At 47.4% G+C, this 15,373-nt stretch carries 15 protein-coding genes; 4 read left to right on the top strand and 11 right to left on the bottom strand.

The genetic code is table 11. The annotated features are described in order from the left end of the window. Positions 1–21 precede the first annotated feature (21 nt). Positions 22–1,068 (top strand): polysaccharide deacetylase family protein, encoded by a 1,047-nt coding sequence (locus tag KO533_RS21430; protein WP_219256008.1) that lies wholly within the window; start codon positions 22–24, stop codon positions 1,066–1,068. Here the strand turns inward: KO533_RS21430 and KO533_RS21425 are convergent, their stop codons facing one another. From KO533_RS21425 to KO533_RS21405, 5 genes are all read right to left on the bottom strand, one after another. Next, positions 1,069–1,701 carry an SCO family protein gene (locus KO533_RS21425; protein WP_173497969.1) on the bottom strand — a complete coding sequence of 211 codons (633 nt, stop codon included), beginning with the start codon at positions 1,699–1,701 and terminating at the stop codon, positions 1,069–1,071. A 47-nt stretch (positions 1,702–1,748) separates the two neighbouring features. Then, the gene (cyoE, locus tag KO533_RS21420; protein WP_105250648.1) at positions 1,749–2,654 is read right to left on the bottom strand and encodes a heme o synthase; all 906 of its coding nucleotides are present in this window, start codon (positions 2,652–2,654) and stop codon (positions 1,749–1,751) included. Positions 2,655–2,668: 14 nt separating this feature from the next. Continuing rightward, complete coding sequence (locus tag KO533_RS21415) at positions 2,669–3,646, bottom strand: COX15/CtaA family protein (protein WP_219256006.1); 978 nt, start codon at positions 3,644–3,646, stop codon at positions 2,669–2,671. Beyond that, positions 3,646–4,191: a hypothetical protein gene (locus KO533_RS21410; protein WP_219256004.1), complete on the bottom strand. Its 546-nt coding sequence runs from the start codon at positions 4,189–4,191 to the stop codon at positions 3,646–3,648. Before KO533_RS21410 ends, KO533_RS21415 begins: the two co-directional genes overlap by 1 nt. A 90-nt stretch (positions 4,192–4,281) precedes the next feature. Further along, positions 4,282–5,046 (bottom strand): SURF1 family protein, encoded by a 765-nt coding sequence (locus tag KO533_RS21405; protein ID WP_219256062.1) that lies wholly within the window; start codon positions 5,044–5,046, stop codon positions 4,282–4,284. Between KO533_RS21405 and KO533_RS21400 the strand changes: the two genes are divergently transcribed. After that, positions 5,045–5,263 carry a DUF2909 family protein gene (locus KO533_RS21400; protein WP_105250645.1) on the top strand — a complete coding sequence of 73 codons (219 nt, stop codon included), beginning with the start codon at positions 5,045–5,047 and terminating at the stop codon, positions 5,261–5,263. The two genes, KO533_RS21405 and KO533_RS21400, sit on opposite strands and share 2 nt — an antisense overlap. 4 nt (positions 5,264–5,267) lie before the next feature. On the opposite strand, the gene KO533_RS21395 is transcribed toward KO533_RS21400, so the two are convergent. The 6 genes from KO533_RS21395 to lexA all read right to left on the bottom strand — a co-directional run bounded on the left by KO533_RS21395 (position 5,268) and on the right by lexA (position 11,392). Further along, a complete protein-coding gene (locus KO533_RS21395) occupies positions 5,268–6,143 on the bottom strand; it encodes a cytochrome c oxidase subunit 3 (RefSeq protein ID WP_219256002.1) in 876 nt (291 codons plus the stop codon). Next, positions 6,140–6,721 carry a cytochrome c oxidase assembly protein gene (locus KO533_RS21390; RefSeq protein WP_219256000.1) on the bottom strand — a complete coding sequence of 194 codons (582 nt, stop codon included), beginning with the start codon at positions 6,719–6,721 and terminating at the stop codon, positions 6,140–6,142. The genes KO533_RS21395 and KO533_RS21390 overlap by 4 nt, the downstream gene beginning before the upstream one ends. Position 6,722: 1 nt before the next feature. Then, the gene (gene ctaD, locus KO533_RS21385; RefSeq protein ID WP_105250642.1) at positions 6,723–8,315 is read right to left on the bottom strand and encodes a cytochrome c oxidase subunit I; all 1,593 of its coding nucleotides are present in this window, start codon (positions 8,313–8,315) and stop codon (positions 6,723–6,725) included. Between the two features lie 9 nt (positions 8,316–8,324). Beyond that, entirely contained in the window at positions 8,325–9,860 is a 1,536-nt protein-coding gene (gene coxB / locus KO533_RS21380) for a cytochrome c oxidase subunit II (protein ID WP_219255998.1), read from the bottom strand. Between the two features lie 402 nt (positions 9,861–10,262). Next, positions 10,263–10,775 (bottom strand): SulA-like leucine-rich domain-containing protein, encoded by a 513-nt coding sequence (locus tag KO533_RS21375; protein ID WP_131524817.1) that lies wholly within the window; start codon positions 10,773–10,775, stop codon positions 10,263–10,265. Continuing rightward, complete coding sequence (gene lexA, locus KO533_RS21370) at positions 10,772–11,392, bottom strand: transcriptional repressor LexA (protein ID WP_105250639.1); 621 nt, start codon at positions 11,390–11,392, stop codon at positions 10,772–10,774. The genes KO533_RS21375 and lexA overlap by 4 nt, the downstream gene beginning before the upstream one ends. 160 nt (positions 11,393–11,552) lie before the next feature. Between lexA and plsB the strand changes: the two genes are divergently transcribed. Both plsB and mtr read left to right on the top strand, forming a co-directional pair. Next, on the top strand, positions 11,553–13,976 hold the full coding sequence (gene plsB / locus KO533_RS21365) for a glycerol-3-phosphate 1-O-acyltransferase PlsB (protein WP_105250638.1): 2,424 nt from the start codon (positions 11,553–11,555) through the stop codon (positions 13,974–13,976). Next, positions 13,976–15,232, top strand: a complete 1,257-nt coding sequence (gene mtr / locus KO533_RS21360; protein WP_105250637.1) for a tryptophan permease — start codon at positions 13,976–13,978, stop codon at positions 15,230–15,232. Before plsB ends, mtr begins: the two co-directional genes overlap by 1 nt. Positions 15,233–15,373 lie beyond the last annotated feature (141 nt).

Genomic DNA, 15,373 nt, shown 5'->3' with positions numbered 1-15,373 from the left:
AATTTCAGAGGTGTTCACATTATGGTTAAACGTGTGCTGTTGGCACTCATAGGGCTAATGACGTTTTCTGCCCATGCCGTGGTCATTCTGCAATATCACCATGTGTCAGAAACCACTCCGACGGCAACTAGCGTTACGCCCGCGCAATTTCGTGAGCAAATGCAGTTTCTCGTCGATGACGGCTTTAAGGTGATCCCGCTTTCTAAAGTGGTTGAAGCGATCAAGCAAAAACAAGATTTACCGGCTAAAACAATCGCAATTACCTTCGATGATGGTTATCGCAGTATAGCGACTACGGCGCATCCTATCCTAAAGGAATTTGGATTCCCCTACACCTTGTTTGTGGCAATTGAGCCGATTAAACAAAAGTTTACCGAGATGATGACTTGGGATGAACTCATCACACTATCCAAGGAAGGCGCCGATATTGCTAATCACAGTTGGGCGCACGAACATTTGATCCGCGCCTTAGAAAACGAATCACAGGCGCAGTGGTTAGCGCGGATAAAAGCCAATATCTTAGATACAGAAAAAGCGATTGCAGATGCCACTGGGCACAATTTTAAAATGCTGGCGTATCCCTACGGTGAGTACAATCAAGCGTTGCAGGATATGTTAACTGAGAACAGCTTTGTCGCTTTTGGGCAACAGTCCGGTGCCGCCGGGCCCTATTCGCCATTAACGGCCCTGCCGCGTTTCCCCGTTGCTGGACAATATGCTGACCTAAAAAGCCTTAAGGCAAAGTTATACAGCTTAAATATGCCTGTGATTGCACAAACCCCAAGTGATCCTGAGTTAAAGGGCGGTCATTGGCGTCCAGAGCTTAAAGTGACCCTCGATATGAGTGATATCTCTGCTAAGCAAGTGATGTGTTACATCCAAGGGCAAGGTTCAAAACAGCCGACTTGGCTCAATGAAAACGAGTTTAGTGTTCAAGCGGATTTAGCCTTGCCCGCGGGGCGCTCGCGTTATAACTGCACAGCGCCGAGTAAGGCGCGTAATGGCTACTATTGGTTTTCTCAGCCTTGGGTAAGGCCAAAGGACGATGGCTCTTGGGTTAAAGAGTGATCAGCGGCTAGGTTTGTATTGCGCCACTATTTTTTCAAAATCGCTAATTAATTTATCATTTAATACCTGCGGCGGTTTGCCTAACGCTGCCGTAGGTTTAAATACCGCAACTCGCGTTCCCTGCGGCGACACCAAAACATAACCCGCACTATGGTCGACTTGGTAATTTTCTCCTTCACCCACCATGGCATAAGTGAGTCCTAAGCTGCGGGTGAGGGGAAATATCTGCGTTTGTTCACCCGTTACCGCTTTAAACTCTGGATTGAAAAAATTCACATAGGTCAGGAGTTTATCCTGTGTGTCCCGTTTGGGATCGACGGATAAAAACACTACCTGCAATGGCGCTATTTTGTTTAGATCAGGATAAGCCGCCGCAAGTTTATTTAAGGTCGTAGGGCAAATGTCGGGACAAAAGGTAAAACCGATAAAAAATAAGCTCCATTTCCCCTGCAAACTGGCATTGGTAAAAGCTTGCTTGTGTTGATCAACCAATTCAAAGGGCGCTAATTCATAGGCCTGTGGAAACAGAAAACCGCTCTCTAACTCGATAGGTTTTGGGGGATTAAATTTCACCGCAAATAGGCCGCCAAGACCGAACAACAAAATGGCGATGACTAAAATTCTTTTCTGCATTATTCGCTCCATAAATACAGGTTAGCGCGACAAACTCGTTCCATACACTAGTTCCACAAATAGTGGTCTAGCAGTAATGCCATAAATAACAACATTAAATGGTAGATAGAGAAGCGGAACACTTGCATCGCTAAGCCATCATGATCCCGATATTTAAGTTGCCATGCTTTATAGATAAATCCCGTACTGAGTAAGCTCGAGCTGACGAAATACACTGGCCCACACATACCAACCAGCACAGGTAACAGGCAAGCAATCGCCAGCAATACTGTGTAGAGCAAGATGCAGGTTTTCGTAAATTCGACACCGTGGGTGACTGGTAGCATGGGAATATCTACTTTGGCATATTCGGCGCGTCTGTGAATGGCCAGTGCCCAAAAATGTGGCGGCGTCCACGTAAAAATGATGATCACTAGCAATAACGCATGGCCGTGAAATTCGTTCGTCACTGCCGTCCATCCCAGCAAGGGTGGCATAGCTCCCGCAAGGCCACCGATCACAATATTTTGTGATGTTGCGCGCTTCAAATAGGCAGTATAAACCAAGGCATAGCCAATCAGGCTGGCAAAGGTCAGCCAAGCTGTGAGTGGATTGACTAAGGAATATAAGACGATAAAACCAAAACTACCTAAGCTAGCGGCGAAAATTAACGCGCGCGTGGCCGAAATACGCCCTTTGGGTAGCGGGCGATTGTAGGTGCGTGCCATTAAGCCATCGATACGGCGATCGATCAGATGATTGAGCGCCGCCGCCGAACCCGCCATCATGGCAATTCCAAGCATACCCGCGAGCAAAGGCTGAACGGGCACCGCATGGGGCACAGCCAGACACATGCCGACGAGGACAGTGAGCAGCATGAGTGCGACCACTTTAGGCTTGGTCATTTCAAAATAGGCGCGCCATGTTACGCTGAAAGTGGGCAGGCTACTGGTGATTGAGAGTGGTTTTGCCATCTTGGATCCCTCGCTTATGCTTTGCGCCATAAAAAATAGTTGATTGTGACTAAGGTCAGTAGCAGTAGTGCCGCACCACCGTTGTGAGACACAGCAATACCGAGTGGCAAATGCATCACTACGTTAGAAATACCTAAGCTCACTTGTAGTATGACTAGCCCCACTAATAAAAGGCTTAAAGCCTTAAGTCCCGTAGCGCCCACAAATAATCGGTAGGCGAGCACGAGTAACAAGCTGGCAGTGACGATAGCGCCAATTCTGTGGGCTACGTGGATAGTCATTCGTGCAGGGTAATCGAGTACCCCAAATTCGAAGCTAGGGTGTTGGCCTTGGAGCGGTGAAAATGCCTCGGCTATTGCTAAGTTATCTACCCAATTTCCCTCACAGATGGGTAAAGAGGTGCAGGCGAGCGCCGCATAATTCGATGATGTCCAAGCCCCCAGCATAATCTGACCCACAAGGACGAATAGGCTCACCAACGCTAACGGTGCGAGATGTCGAGCATGGGTTTCGCTATTAAATATACGCCGAGGTCTGGTTCGCAGGTAAAGGAGTAACAGCAGTGAGATTAGGCTAAAGCCACCAATAAGATGCGACATCACAATTATTGGCATGAGTTTCATGGTCACTGTCCACATGCCTAGCGCTCCTTGAAAGAGGATCAGCAGCACTATGATGATCGGCAACTTTTTGGGTGCTTCCGGTGTTTTTAAGCACAAAATTAAGATGAACAACACCAGTAAGCCAAGTCCGCCTGCGATATATCTGTGGATCATTTCCAGCCAAGCTTTCTCTGGATTGATATCGTGATCTGGGAATATAGTTTGCGCATGGGCGATTTCATGGTCTTGGGTGGGCACTTTAATATGGCCGTAGCAGCCTGGCCAATCGGGGCAGCCGAGCCCTGCATCCGATAGGCGGGTGTAAGCGCCCATTAAAATCACCAATAGGGTAAAGACTAAGGTTAAGCGTAGGATCCAAGTTAGTTGCATCAATCTACCCTCGACAGTTTTAACAACTTACGCAGATCCGCAATCAGCGCCTTGCCTTGAGCTAAATGTGCTTCTTTGCCCTGCACTTGAGGGTAGCGCAGGACTAAGCTGCCTAAGGGATCGACTATGATTAGCTGCTGTTCATCTAACCATTTGCTTAAGTCTGCATTGGCGGGACGAGTATTGAAGTTAAATGTGCTTAAGGCGTTAAGATCGCTGTCGGGATGAGTGAGGATGAGCGGTTCTACTCGCGCCTGATCTGGCCCTAGCGCTGTGTGGCTTTGGCGCAAAATATACAGGCGTTCGCGGCAAGCATCGTTGCATTTGGCGGGTAATAAATATAGTAGCTGCCATTCTTTGGGATTAGAATTATCAACCCCAAGGCTGGCATAGCTGGTTTCGGGACTGATCAGCTCGCCATGATTGGTGGCACCGCCATGGTATAAATTGAGGCTCAGCACTAGCTTAGCAATCACTACGGGTGCAATAAACGCCAGCAGTAATAGCCCTAATGCTTTGTGTTTAGATTTGTTCTGGGAGTTCATGCTTGCTCCTCTCATTCAAATTATCCCTAATTTATTGTTTTATATTTATTTAGTTTTATTAGTGTCTTGCTAAGTATGGTACTAATTTCCCTATTTGCTCCTTGAGTTTGCGACTGTTTGGGCGCTATGGCGTTTTACATATTTAATCCCTTGCCACAGCATTAGCCCTGCAAATACGGCTGCCATCGAAAACCACTGCAACGCATAGCCCCAATGTTTTTGTGCCGACAGTGGGAAAGGTTGCCAAGGATGGGGCAATGTGAGGGAAGGTAATTGCTCTGGTTGCAACACGACAGGTAACACTGGGTGCCCTAATACCTTAGCCATTTCGGGTATATTTAAATTTTGAAAGCGAATACTTGTCCCTGTTTCTGCCATTAAAGCTTGGCTTAAGGGATTGATTTGCTTTTGATAAAGCCTGCCTTCGATATTTAATTCCCCGCTTAGGGGAGTGATGTGAGGCAACTCATCACGATGGGAGCCTGCGGCAACAAAGCCTAATTCGACCAGCAACCAAGGTTTTTCAACTTCTACTTGTAGAGGTTGGAAGGCTAAATATCCCACTTGACCTTGATAGATTTGATTATCCAGCAGCCAGATTTGTGAGCTTGCGGGAGTGGCGTGTACTCGCAGTTGATAACCAGTCACACCTTCTTTGCCGACCTTGAGTTGGAGCTGCTCAAAACTTAATGGCAGCAAAGCTTGCCTTGCTTCCATTTGGGCTAAAAGCGTCGTTTTATCTTCACCACGGGCTAACTGCCATAAACCCAACTTGACCAATATAGTTAATACAGCCACAGTCAATATCAGTAGAAAAACCGTTAATTTATTCAGCAGAACATGAGGATATTGTATGAATAGCCTGTTTATTTTTAAGTTGGTCTTAGTTCTGCTGTTGCTATTCATCATTTTTAATCTAGGTCGCGCCTTGTTTATTATGGTGAAAGGTGATGAAAAAGTGCCTATGAGCCGTTATCTTGGTCGGCGAGTGATTTTCTCTGTGCTCGTTATCTTGTTATTGTTGGTGGCCTTAGGGACTGGGTTAATTAGCCCCAATCCCACGCCTTACTAAAGCACTAGAGAACGTAAACGAAAATAAACAAACACAGCCAGACCACATCCACAAAGTGCCAATACCAACTCCCCGCTTGGAACGCAAAATGTTTATCTGCGCTAAAGTGCCCCTTCAACACTCTGAAAAACAACACGAATAAAAAGAGCGTCCCCAGTGTGACATGCATGCCGTGAAAGCCAGTTAACAGGAAGAAGGTGTTGCCATAAATCCCAGAGGTCAGGGTGAGTCCCATTTCCCGGTAGGCATGCATATATTCTTCTGCCTGTAAGGCAAGGAAACCCATACCCAAGAGTATGGTGATACCAAGCCAGAGAGTAATGGCAGAACGTTTACCTTTTTCTAGGCTGACATGGGCGAAATGTAAGGTAACTGAGGAGGTTAGCAGTACGATAGTGTTGATTAATGGCAGTCCAGTCCATGGCATAGCTTGGGTTTTAGTGCCATCTGGCGTAGTAATGAGCGGCCAAATAGCTTCAAACTGAGGCCAGAGCACTTCGTGGGTCATGGCATTATTCGATGCGCCACCGAGCCAAGGCACTGCGAACATGCGGGCATAAAATAGTGCCCCGAAAAAAGCCCCGAAAAACATGACTTCCGAAAAAATAAACCAGCTCATACCTTGGCGAAACGATCGATCCATTTGGCTAGAATAGAGCCCTGCCATCGACTCTTGGATCACGGTTCTAAACCAACCCACCAGCATGAATAGGATCACAGCTATCCCAGCCAGCAGCACATAACCGCCACCGGATGCACCTGATTTCAACTGTTGCACGAAAAGGCCTGCACCAGAGGCGATTAAGAACAAGCCAATGGCACCTACAATAGGCCAGACACTTTGGGATGGAACGTAGTAAGTCTGATGTTTCGTTGTCATTTTGCAGCTCCTTGCTCTATGGCAGACGCTAACTGCTTGTCGGTAATGTCGTAGAGAGTGTAAGAGAGGGTCAGAGTGTGGATAGACTCAGGTAACTGAGGATCCACATAGAAAATGAGCGGCAGCTCAGCGCTAGTGTCCGCCGCTAAGGGTTGTTGATTAAAGCAAAAGCATTCTGTTTTATTGAAATAAGCGGCACCTTGGCCGGGCGAAACTGAAGGTATCGCTTGGCCAATCGTTGCTTTATCGGACATATTGCGCGCCAGAAATGCCGTATGGATTAGCTCGCCAGGGTGAACTTCGAGCCGTTTGGTTTGTGGCGCAAATGTCCATGGCATGCCTGTTTGTACCTGAGAAATAAATTCCACAGTCACTATTCGGCTTGTATCTACTGTGATTGCTTGATAATTACTCGCGGTATTGGAGGGTTTTCCATTGATACCGAGTTGCTCGCACAACACATCGTAGAGCGGCACCAGCGCGAATCCAAAGCCAAACATGCCAATACAGCCGATAACTAACATGCTGATAAGTTTACGATTTGACTTAGGTTTATCTTGCTGGTGTTGGGTTGCCATTTCATTTCACCTCAGGTGGTGTCGTGAAGGAGTGGTAAGGCGCAGGGCTTGGCAATGTCCACTCTAAACCCTCGGAACCTTCCCAAGGTTTAGCGGGGGCTTTTTCGCCGCCACGGATGCACTTAATTACTAAAACTAAGAAAATCAATTGCGATAAGCCGAAGGCGAACCCACCAATCGAGACGATTTGATTAACATCGGCAAATTGAATCGAGTAGTCAGGGATACGCCTTGGCATACCTGCGAGCCCAAGGAAATGCATCGGGAAAAATAGCACATTGACTGAAATCACCGAACACCAGAAATGCCATTGTCCCAGTCGTTCGTTGTACATGTGCCCCGTCCACTTAGGTAGCCAATAATAGGCCGCTGCCATGATGGAGAAAATCGCACCAGTTACGAGTACATAATGGAAATGTGCCACAACAAAATAAGTATCGTGGTACTGGAAGTCGGCGGGCGTAATGGCGAGCATTAATCCCGAAAAACCGCCAATAGTGAAGAGTATGATAAAGGCTACAGCAAACAGCATGGGCGTTTCGAAACTGAGTGAGCCGCGCCACATAGTGGCAACCCAGTTAAACACTTTCACCCCAGTTGGCACTGCAATCAACATAGTGCAATACATGAAGAACAGCTCGGCAAACACAGGCATACCTGTGGTGAACATATGGTGCGCCCACACGAGGAACGACAGAATTGCAATACTAGCCGTAGCATAAACCATGGATGCATAGCCAAATAAGGGTTTACGACTGAAGGCTGGGACTATGGCAGAGATGATGCCAAAGGACGGCAAGATCATGATGTAGACTTCAGGGTGGCCGAAGAACCAGAAAATATGCTGGAACATCACAGGATCGCCGCCGCCAGCCGCATCGAAGAAACTCGTGCCGAAAAACTTATCTGTCAGCACCATAGTCACTGCGCCCGCGAGTACGGGCATAACCGCGATCAGTAGGAATGCCGTGATAAGCCAAGTCCAGACAAACAATGGTAACTTCATCCATGTCATGCCTGGCGCGCGTAAATTCACTATGGTCACAATCACGTTGATTGCGCCCATGATCGAACTTATCCCCATGATGTGAATAGAAAATACAAAGAGCGCCGTGCTATCTGGACTATAAGTTGTTGATAGTGGTGCGTAGAAGGTCCAACCAAAGTTAGGTCCGCCACCTTCCATAAATAGCGAACTGAGAAGGATAGTGAAGGCGAAGGGGAGTATCCAAAAACTCCAGTTATTCATCCGTGGCAGCGCCATATCGGGCGCCCCTATCATCATAGGGATCAGCCAGTTAGCTAGCCCTGTAAAGGCTGGCATTACCGCACCGAATACCATGATCAGCCCATGAACAGTTGTCATTTGGTTGAAAAAGTTGGGCTCGACCAATTGTAATCCAGGTTGAAAGAGTTCAGCGCGGATCACCATGGCCATAGCGCCACCGGTTAAGAACATAATGAAGCTGAACCATAAATACAAAGTACCTATGTCTTTATGGTTGGTGGTTAGCAGCCAGCGCATGATGCCCTTTGGCGCACCATGATGATGGTCATCATGGGCTGCGGTTTGATCTTGAGTCGTAGTGCTCATCATTATCCCCTACTGTCCATGACTTGCGATATCAGCAGGTTGCACTGTATCGCCGGTATTGTTGCCCCAAGCATTGCGTTCATAGGTAATGACTGCTGCAAGTTGCTGTGGGCTAAGCTGTTTGCCAAATGCCTGCATAGCCGTGCCTGTTTTACCGTGCATCACAATATCAATGTGATTGGCGACTGGTCCAATGGCGATAGCACTACCCACTAGCGCGGGGAAGGCGGGTGGTACTCCTGCACCTGTCACTTGATGGCAGGCAGCACAGAAGGTCGCGTAGACAGTTTCACCTTCGGCCATGAGGGCGTCATGGCTGAGTGTGGGGAGGCTTGCGGGATCGACTGCAGCTGAGACGTCTGTTGCAGGCGCGGGTGTCGGGGTTGTACTGCTTGGTACCGTGGCGGATGTTTGTGCAGAATTGCCGTTCATGTACTCGTTGACGTCTTTGGCTTGCACTGCATCGCCAGTATTATTGCCCCAAGCATTCCGCTCGTAGGTAGTCACTGCCGCGATTTCTTGTGCGGTCAATTGCTTACTAAACGCTTGCATGGCAGTACCCGTTTTACCATTGAGCACGATTTCAAGGTGGCCGCTGAGTGATCCCGTTGCAATCGGGCTACCTTTAAGGTGCGGAAATACGCCTTGCAACCCTTCGCCATTGGGCTGGTGGCAGGCTGCGCAGTGCCCGAGGTAAACTTGTTCGCCTAGAGTCATCAACTCTTCTTTACTTAGGGTTTGTGATAAAGCGGCTTGAGCGGCTTCAGCCGCAGCACCTGCGGCTTGTTTTTGCTCTGTGACCCAAGCCTCAAACTCGGCTTCGGGCAACGCTTGTACTACGATAGGCATAAAACCATGGTCTTTTCCGCAGAGTTCGGCGCATTGACCGCGGTAAATGCCGGGTTTGTCGATGCGAGTCCAAGCCTCATTGATAAATCCAGGGTTGGCATCTTTCTTAATGGCAAAGGCGGGTACCCACCAAGAATGGATGACATCCTCTGAAGTCATCAGAAAGCGGATTTTGCGGTTTATTGGTAGAACGAGCGGTTTATCGACTTCCAATAGATAGTTTTCACCCTTGGTTTCGGTGCCTTCGATTTGTGCTCTGGGTGTTGTCAGTATGCTATAAAAATCAATATCTTGATCGAAATAGCTGTAATGCCATTTCCATTGGGAACCCGTGACTTTTACGGTGAGATCGGCGTTGCTGGGATCTTCCATTGCGATTAAAGTTTTTGTCGCTGGAATCGCCATTAAGATCAAAATGATAAATGGCAGAATCGTCCAAGCGATTTCAACTTTAGTGCTTTCGTGAAAGTGGGACGCGACAGCGCCTTTGGATTTTCTGTGGTTGATCATGGCGTAAATCATGACGCCAAAGACCACTAGGCCTATTGCGCAGCAGATATACAAGATGGTCATGTGCAAGTGATAAACCTTGCCACTGATCTCGGTCACGCCAGGGGTCATGTTGAACCGCATGTCCGCGGCGGTCAACGGTGGTGCGAAAAGCACCACGAGTAAACAATACAACAATTGCTTCACAAGACTTCTCCTCTGCCAATTGCGAATAGCAACTACAAAGAAGAGCAACACAGTAAGTCTCAACTCTATGCAAACTCTTCAGTTCCCAAAAAAGCTTTTTTGACTTCAACGTGCGTTGGCGGCTGTTACTTTTAATCAAGTATTGTTACTGCTGGTAATTAGCCACGCTGGCACATACTGCTGAAATAAATCTGTTCTCTATTTTTAGTGGCGCTTCGAGTTCGATAAATACTCGATTCATTGACCACGGAAGGTGATATATCATCACCAGCTTAACCAACCATACTTGCTGTTTAAATATTGATCAAGATCACTTATTTATCTAATTATCTGAAAAATTGCCAAAAAAAGCCTCACATTCATAGGTGAGGCGGCTTTCAAGGTAAAAAATTAAATGAATATTTAGTGTACAGCGCTAAAAAAAGATTGCTGACCGAAGAGATTGCCTTGCTCAATACGTACGTCTGCATGTAAGTGACTGTTTACGTCTTCAAGCACTATGCCCATAGCTCGGGCACTTTTAGCCACGATTTGTAGGCGTCGATTATCCCGTGCATCCAATGATTGAGTCCAAGTAATGACTGCACTGGACGTACCACTTGTCAGGGCTTTTTCCATCGCCCACAGGGTTTCAACTTCATCTTTAGCATGTACCAGCAAAACTCTATCCATACGCACACCTGCGCTGGCGAGCATTTGCTTGTAGCCAATACTTGGAGGGTTGATGAGCACTAACCAACGGCCCTGTTGGCTTAACTGAGCGAGTTGTGCACTCAGATGAATTAATTCTTGGCGACCTTGAGTCTTGGTTGGCATGCAGGCGATGGGCGCATGGTGCCAGTCATAGTCGGCATCACGGACTTCATCGAGCCACAGGCCCGGATGGCGGGGGGCATTGCCAAGTAGTTTATTCATAGCCAATCTCCATTACGGATCACACCGACGGCGAGTCCTTCAATTGTTAAACTTTGGAAGCCTAAATCCACTTTAATCGGGGAGTAATCTTCATTTTCGGCATGTAGATAGACTACATTACCTTTTTTTTCGAAACGTTTAACAGTGACATCGTCATCGACTCTAGCGACAACCACTTGACCATTCCTAGCTTGTTCTACTTTATGAACTGCCAGCAAATCACCTTCGAGAATGCCGATATTTTTCATGCTGTCGCCCTTTACTCGCAGTAAAAAATCGGCGGCGGGATGGAACATGCTTGGGTCGACTTGGTAGTACTGTTCAACATGTTCTTGGGCGAGGATAGGTTCACCCGCGGCCACTTGGCCGATGAGCGGTAAACCTGTTTCAGTCAAATCTTCGATTTCCGCAGGCAGACGAATGCCCCGAGATGTGCCAGGCATGATCTCAATGCAGCCCTTTTTCGCCAACGCTTTAAGGTGTTCTTCAGCCGCATTGGCGCTCTTAAAACCTAAACGGGTTGCGATTTCTGCCCGAGTGGGTGGCATGCCAGTATCGGCAATATTTCGTTTAATTAGCTCTAAAATTTCAGCTTGGCGTGGCGTCAAAGGTCTCATGGTGTTTCCTGTTTTTCTATACAGTTACTGTTAGTATATACAGTATTGTTTGCAGCGCAAGTATTAACCACTTTTTAGCTATGTTGGAGAGAATTAGCGAATATTACCCATAGTCTGGTATTCTATCGGGCTAGTAAACGCACTTAATTGCATAAGAATAATGCCTAAACACGACTCTCTTTGGTTGAAATCATTACGTTGGATCCAAAAACACTTAGTGCACACTATTGTGGTGCCTCAGGATCCCTTTGCCGATCTGAATCTGGATGCTTCCAGACCCCTTGTTTATGTGATGAAAACAGAATCCCTCAGTGACATCGCTGCTTTGAGCGAAATAACGGCTAAGTTAGGCTTACCAAGCCCTTATGAGCCTCTAGTGGCTAATGGTGTGACTGCGCCTCGGGTTGTCTGTCTTCAAGGACGTAAGCCACTGTTTGGCGAACGTGCTGGTAATGAGCCTTTCCTCGAATGCTTTATGCGTTTGTTAGCCGTGCATAAGGAACGTCCTGAATTGGATATTCAACTTGTGCCCGTGAGCTTGTATTGGGGTCGAACGCCAGGGAAAGAAGACGACACTATGAAGGCGGCCGTATTTGAGCGGGAAAACCCGACTTGGCTGCGCAAGTGCTTGATGATTTTGTTCTTAGGTCGACATAACTTCGTGCAGTTTTCGAATGCCGTATCCCTGCGTTACATGGCTGACGAACATGGCACCGACATGGGGATTGCCCATAAGTTAGCACGGGTTGCACGCGTGCATTTCCGTCGTCAACGTAAGGTAATGACAGGGCCTGTGCTGCCAAACCGCCAAGCACTGTTTCATTCGTTACTCAAATCTGAGTCGCTGCGCAAAGCGATTCAAGAAGAGGCCGCTAGTAAAAAGATTTCTGAGACCCAAGCGCGCGAGACGGCTATTGAGTATCTCGATGAAATCGCTGCCGATTACTCAGACAGTTTAGTGCGTATTGCCGAGCGTTTTTTAACTTGGCTGTGGAACAAGCTTTACAGCGGGATCAACATTAAAGGCGCCGAGCAAGTTCGGCAGTTACACCACGATGGCCACGAGATTGTTTATGTGCCTTGCCATCGCAGCCACATGGATTACCTGCTGTTATCGTATATTTTGTATTATCAAGGCATGGTTCCGCCGCACATTGCTGCCGGCATTAACCTCAATTTCTGGCCCGCGGGACCTATGTTCCGTCGCGGTGGTGCCTTCTTTATCCGCCGTAGTTTTAATGGCAACAAGCTATACACCGCAGTATTTCGTGAGTATTTAGACCAGCTGTTTGCTAAAGGTTATTCGGTGGAATACTTCTCCGAAGGCGGCCGTTCACGTACTGGCCGTCTGTTGGCGCCGAAAACTGGCATGATCGCCATGACGATGAACAGCGTACTGCGCGGTATTGAACGTCCTGTCACACTTGTGCCTGTGTATTTAGGCTATGACCATGTGATGGAAGTGGCGACTTACCATAAAGAGTTAAGCGGTAAGAAAAAGAAAAAAGAATCTGTGTGGCAGGTGTTCGGTGCCATTCGCAAATTAGGTAATTTTGGCCAAGGTTATGTGAATTTTGGCGAGCCTATTACCCTGCAAAATTTCTTAAATGAGCGTGCGCCAAACTGGCGTGCTGAGTTGGCCGATGATCCCGAGCAGAAACCAAGTTGGTTAACGCCAGCGGTAAACGTGCTGGCTAATCGGGTGATGACGCGTATCAATGATGCCGCAGCGGCGAGTTCGGTGACTTTGACCAGCTTAGTTTTACTGGCGACAGATCAAAACGCCTTAGAACGTAGTCTGCTGGAGCGTCAGCTTGATTTGTATCTGACCCTACTCAAAAAAGTGCCTTACACTTCTTATACATCTGTTGCCGAAGGTGATGGTAAGCATTTAGTGCAGCAAGGTTTAGAGCTGAACAAGTTTGTTGTTAGTGCCGATCCTTTAGGGGAAATAGTGTCTATCGAAGCGAGTCAGGCTGTGTCTATGACTTACTATCGTAACAATATCATTCACTTATTTATTGTTCCTTCATTAATTGCGAGTTGTTTAACCCACAATGAACAGATCCTGCGCCAGCAAGTGGTTTCAATCGTTGCCGATTTTTATCCACTGCTGAAAGCCGAACTCTTCATGGGAATTAAAGACTTACCAGCCTATGTTGAGCAAGTACTGGATTTCCTGATTGGGCAAGGTTTAGTAGTTGAGACAGATACTTTAGCTGTCGTGCCTGAGCACTCAAGCCAATTATTGTTGTTAGCCAGTTCAGTGAGTGAAACTTTGCAACGCTACGCTATTATTTTCAATCTGTTAGCGAACAGACCTAAGATGGAGCGCTCAGAACTTGAGTCTGAGAGCCATTTACTCGCCCAGCGTTTAGGGGCTTTACATGGCATTACCGCGCCTGAGTTCTACGATAAAAAACTCTACGGTACTTTGAGCGTGAAGCTCAAAGAATTGGGATATCTGGCGGATAGTGAAGATAAGTCCAATATCAATCGCATACGAGATCAGGCCAATAGCTTATTACGTCCGTCAGTGAGACAAACGATAGTGGCGAGTGTCACCGCGGAGCACACAGTTTAATGGCAAATCATATGAATGCGGCTAAGCATAAGCCCGCAGGTAAGTCCTTGCTCGGTGGTGCCATGATTATTGCTGGCACGACCGTAGGTGCTGGGATGTTTTCTCTGCCCGTGGTCGGTGCAGGTATGTGGTTTGGCTATTCGATTTTGATGTTATTGGGCATTTGGTTTTGCATGTTGATGTCGGGTTTATTGTTGCTCGAAACCAATTTACATTTCGAACCCGGTGCTAGCTTCGATACCTTAAGCAAGCAAACTCTTGGGCAGTTTTGGCGGATAGTGAACGGCGTTTCTATCGCTTTTGTGTTGTATATTTTGACTTATGCCTATATCAGCGGCGGTGGTTCGATTGTGAATCACAGCTTGCAGGGCATGGGAATTGAGTTACCGCAAAGTGTGGCAGGGCTAGTGTTCGCCATAGTATTGGCGAGCATAGTGTTGATCAGTACTAAAGCCGTGGATCGGATTACCACGATTATGCTCGGCGGTATGATCATTACCTTCTTCCTCGCTATCGGCAATTTATTGATCGAAATTGATGTGACTAAGTTGCTCGAACCCGATGGTAATAACAGCTTTTCACCTTATCTGTGGGCGGCGCTGCCCTTTGGTCTCGCCAGCTTTGGTTACCATGGTAACGTCCCCAGCTTAGTGAAGTATTACGGCAAAGATTCCTCCACCATTATCAAGGCGATTTTCGTCGGCACCTTTATCGCGCTGGTGATTTATGTCTGTTGGTTAGTGGCGACTATGGGCAATATTCCCCGCAGCCAGTTTATCGACATTATTGCCCAAGGCGGCAATATGGGTGTGTTGGTGGGCGCTTTGTCTGAGGTGATGGCGAGTAGCTGGTTAAACAGTATGTTGACCCTGTTTGCTAACTTAGCCGTGGCTTCATCTTTCTTAGGGGTGACCTTAGGTCTGTTCGATTATCTTGCTGATTTGTTTGGTTTTGATGATTCACGCTCTGGCCGAATGAAAACCGCGTTAGTGACCTTTGTGCCGCCAACGATTTTAGGATTACTGTTTCCCGACGGCTTCTTAGTGGCGATTGGCTTTGCGGCATTAGCGGCAACTGTGTGGGCGGTAATCGTCCCGGCGCTGATGGCCTATAAATCGCGGCAGTTGTTCCCCGATAGCACAGGTTTTAGAGTGATAGGCGGTACACCGCTGATTATTCTTGTGGTGTTATTTGGCATCGTCACAGGTGCATGTCATCTGCTCGCGATGGCAAATTTACTGCCGCAATATTCCTAATTTGTTGTGATGATTTAAGCCCTCCATGTGAGTAATGCCGTTCACTTAAGAGTGAACGGCATTTTTCTTGGTCTAACCGGGAACTTGTTTTTGCTCATTTTAAGAACTCGTGGATATGCCCTTTCCCGTTTACCATCCAGC

It is taken from the genome of Shewanella sp. NKUCC05_KAH, assembly GCF_019345585.1.
Taxonomy (GTDB): Bacteria; Pseudomonadota; Gammaproteobacteria; order Enterobacterales; family Shewanellaceae; genus Shewanella; species Shewanella oncorhynchi.
The sequence above is the reverse complement of the archived record's forward strand: the minus strand, read 5'-3'. Positions and strand labels throughout refer to the sequence as shown.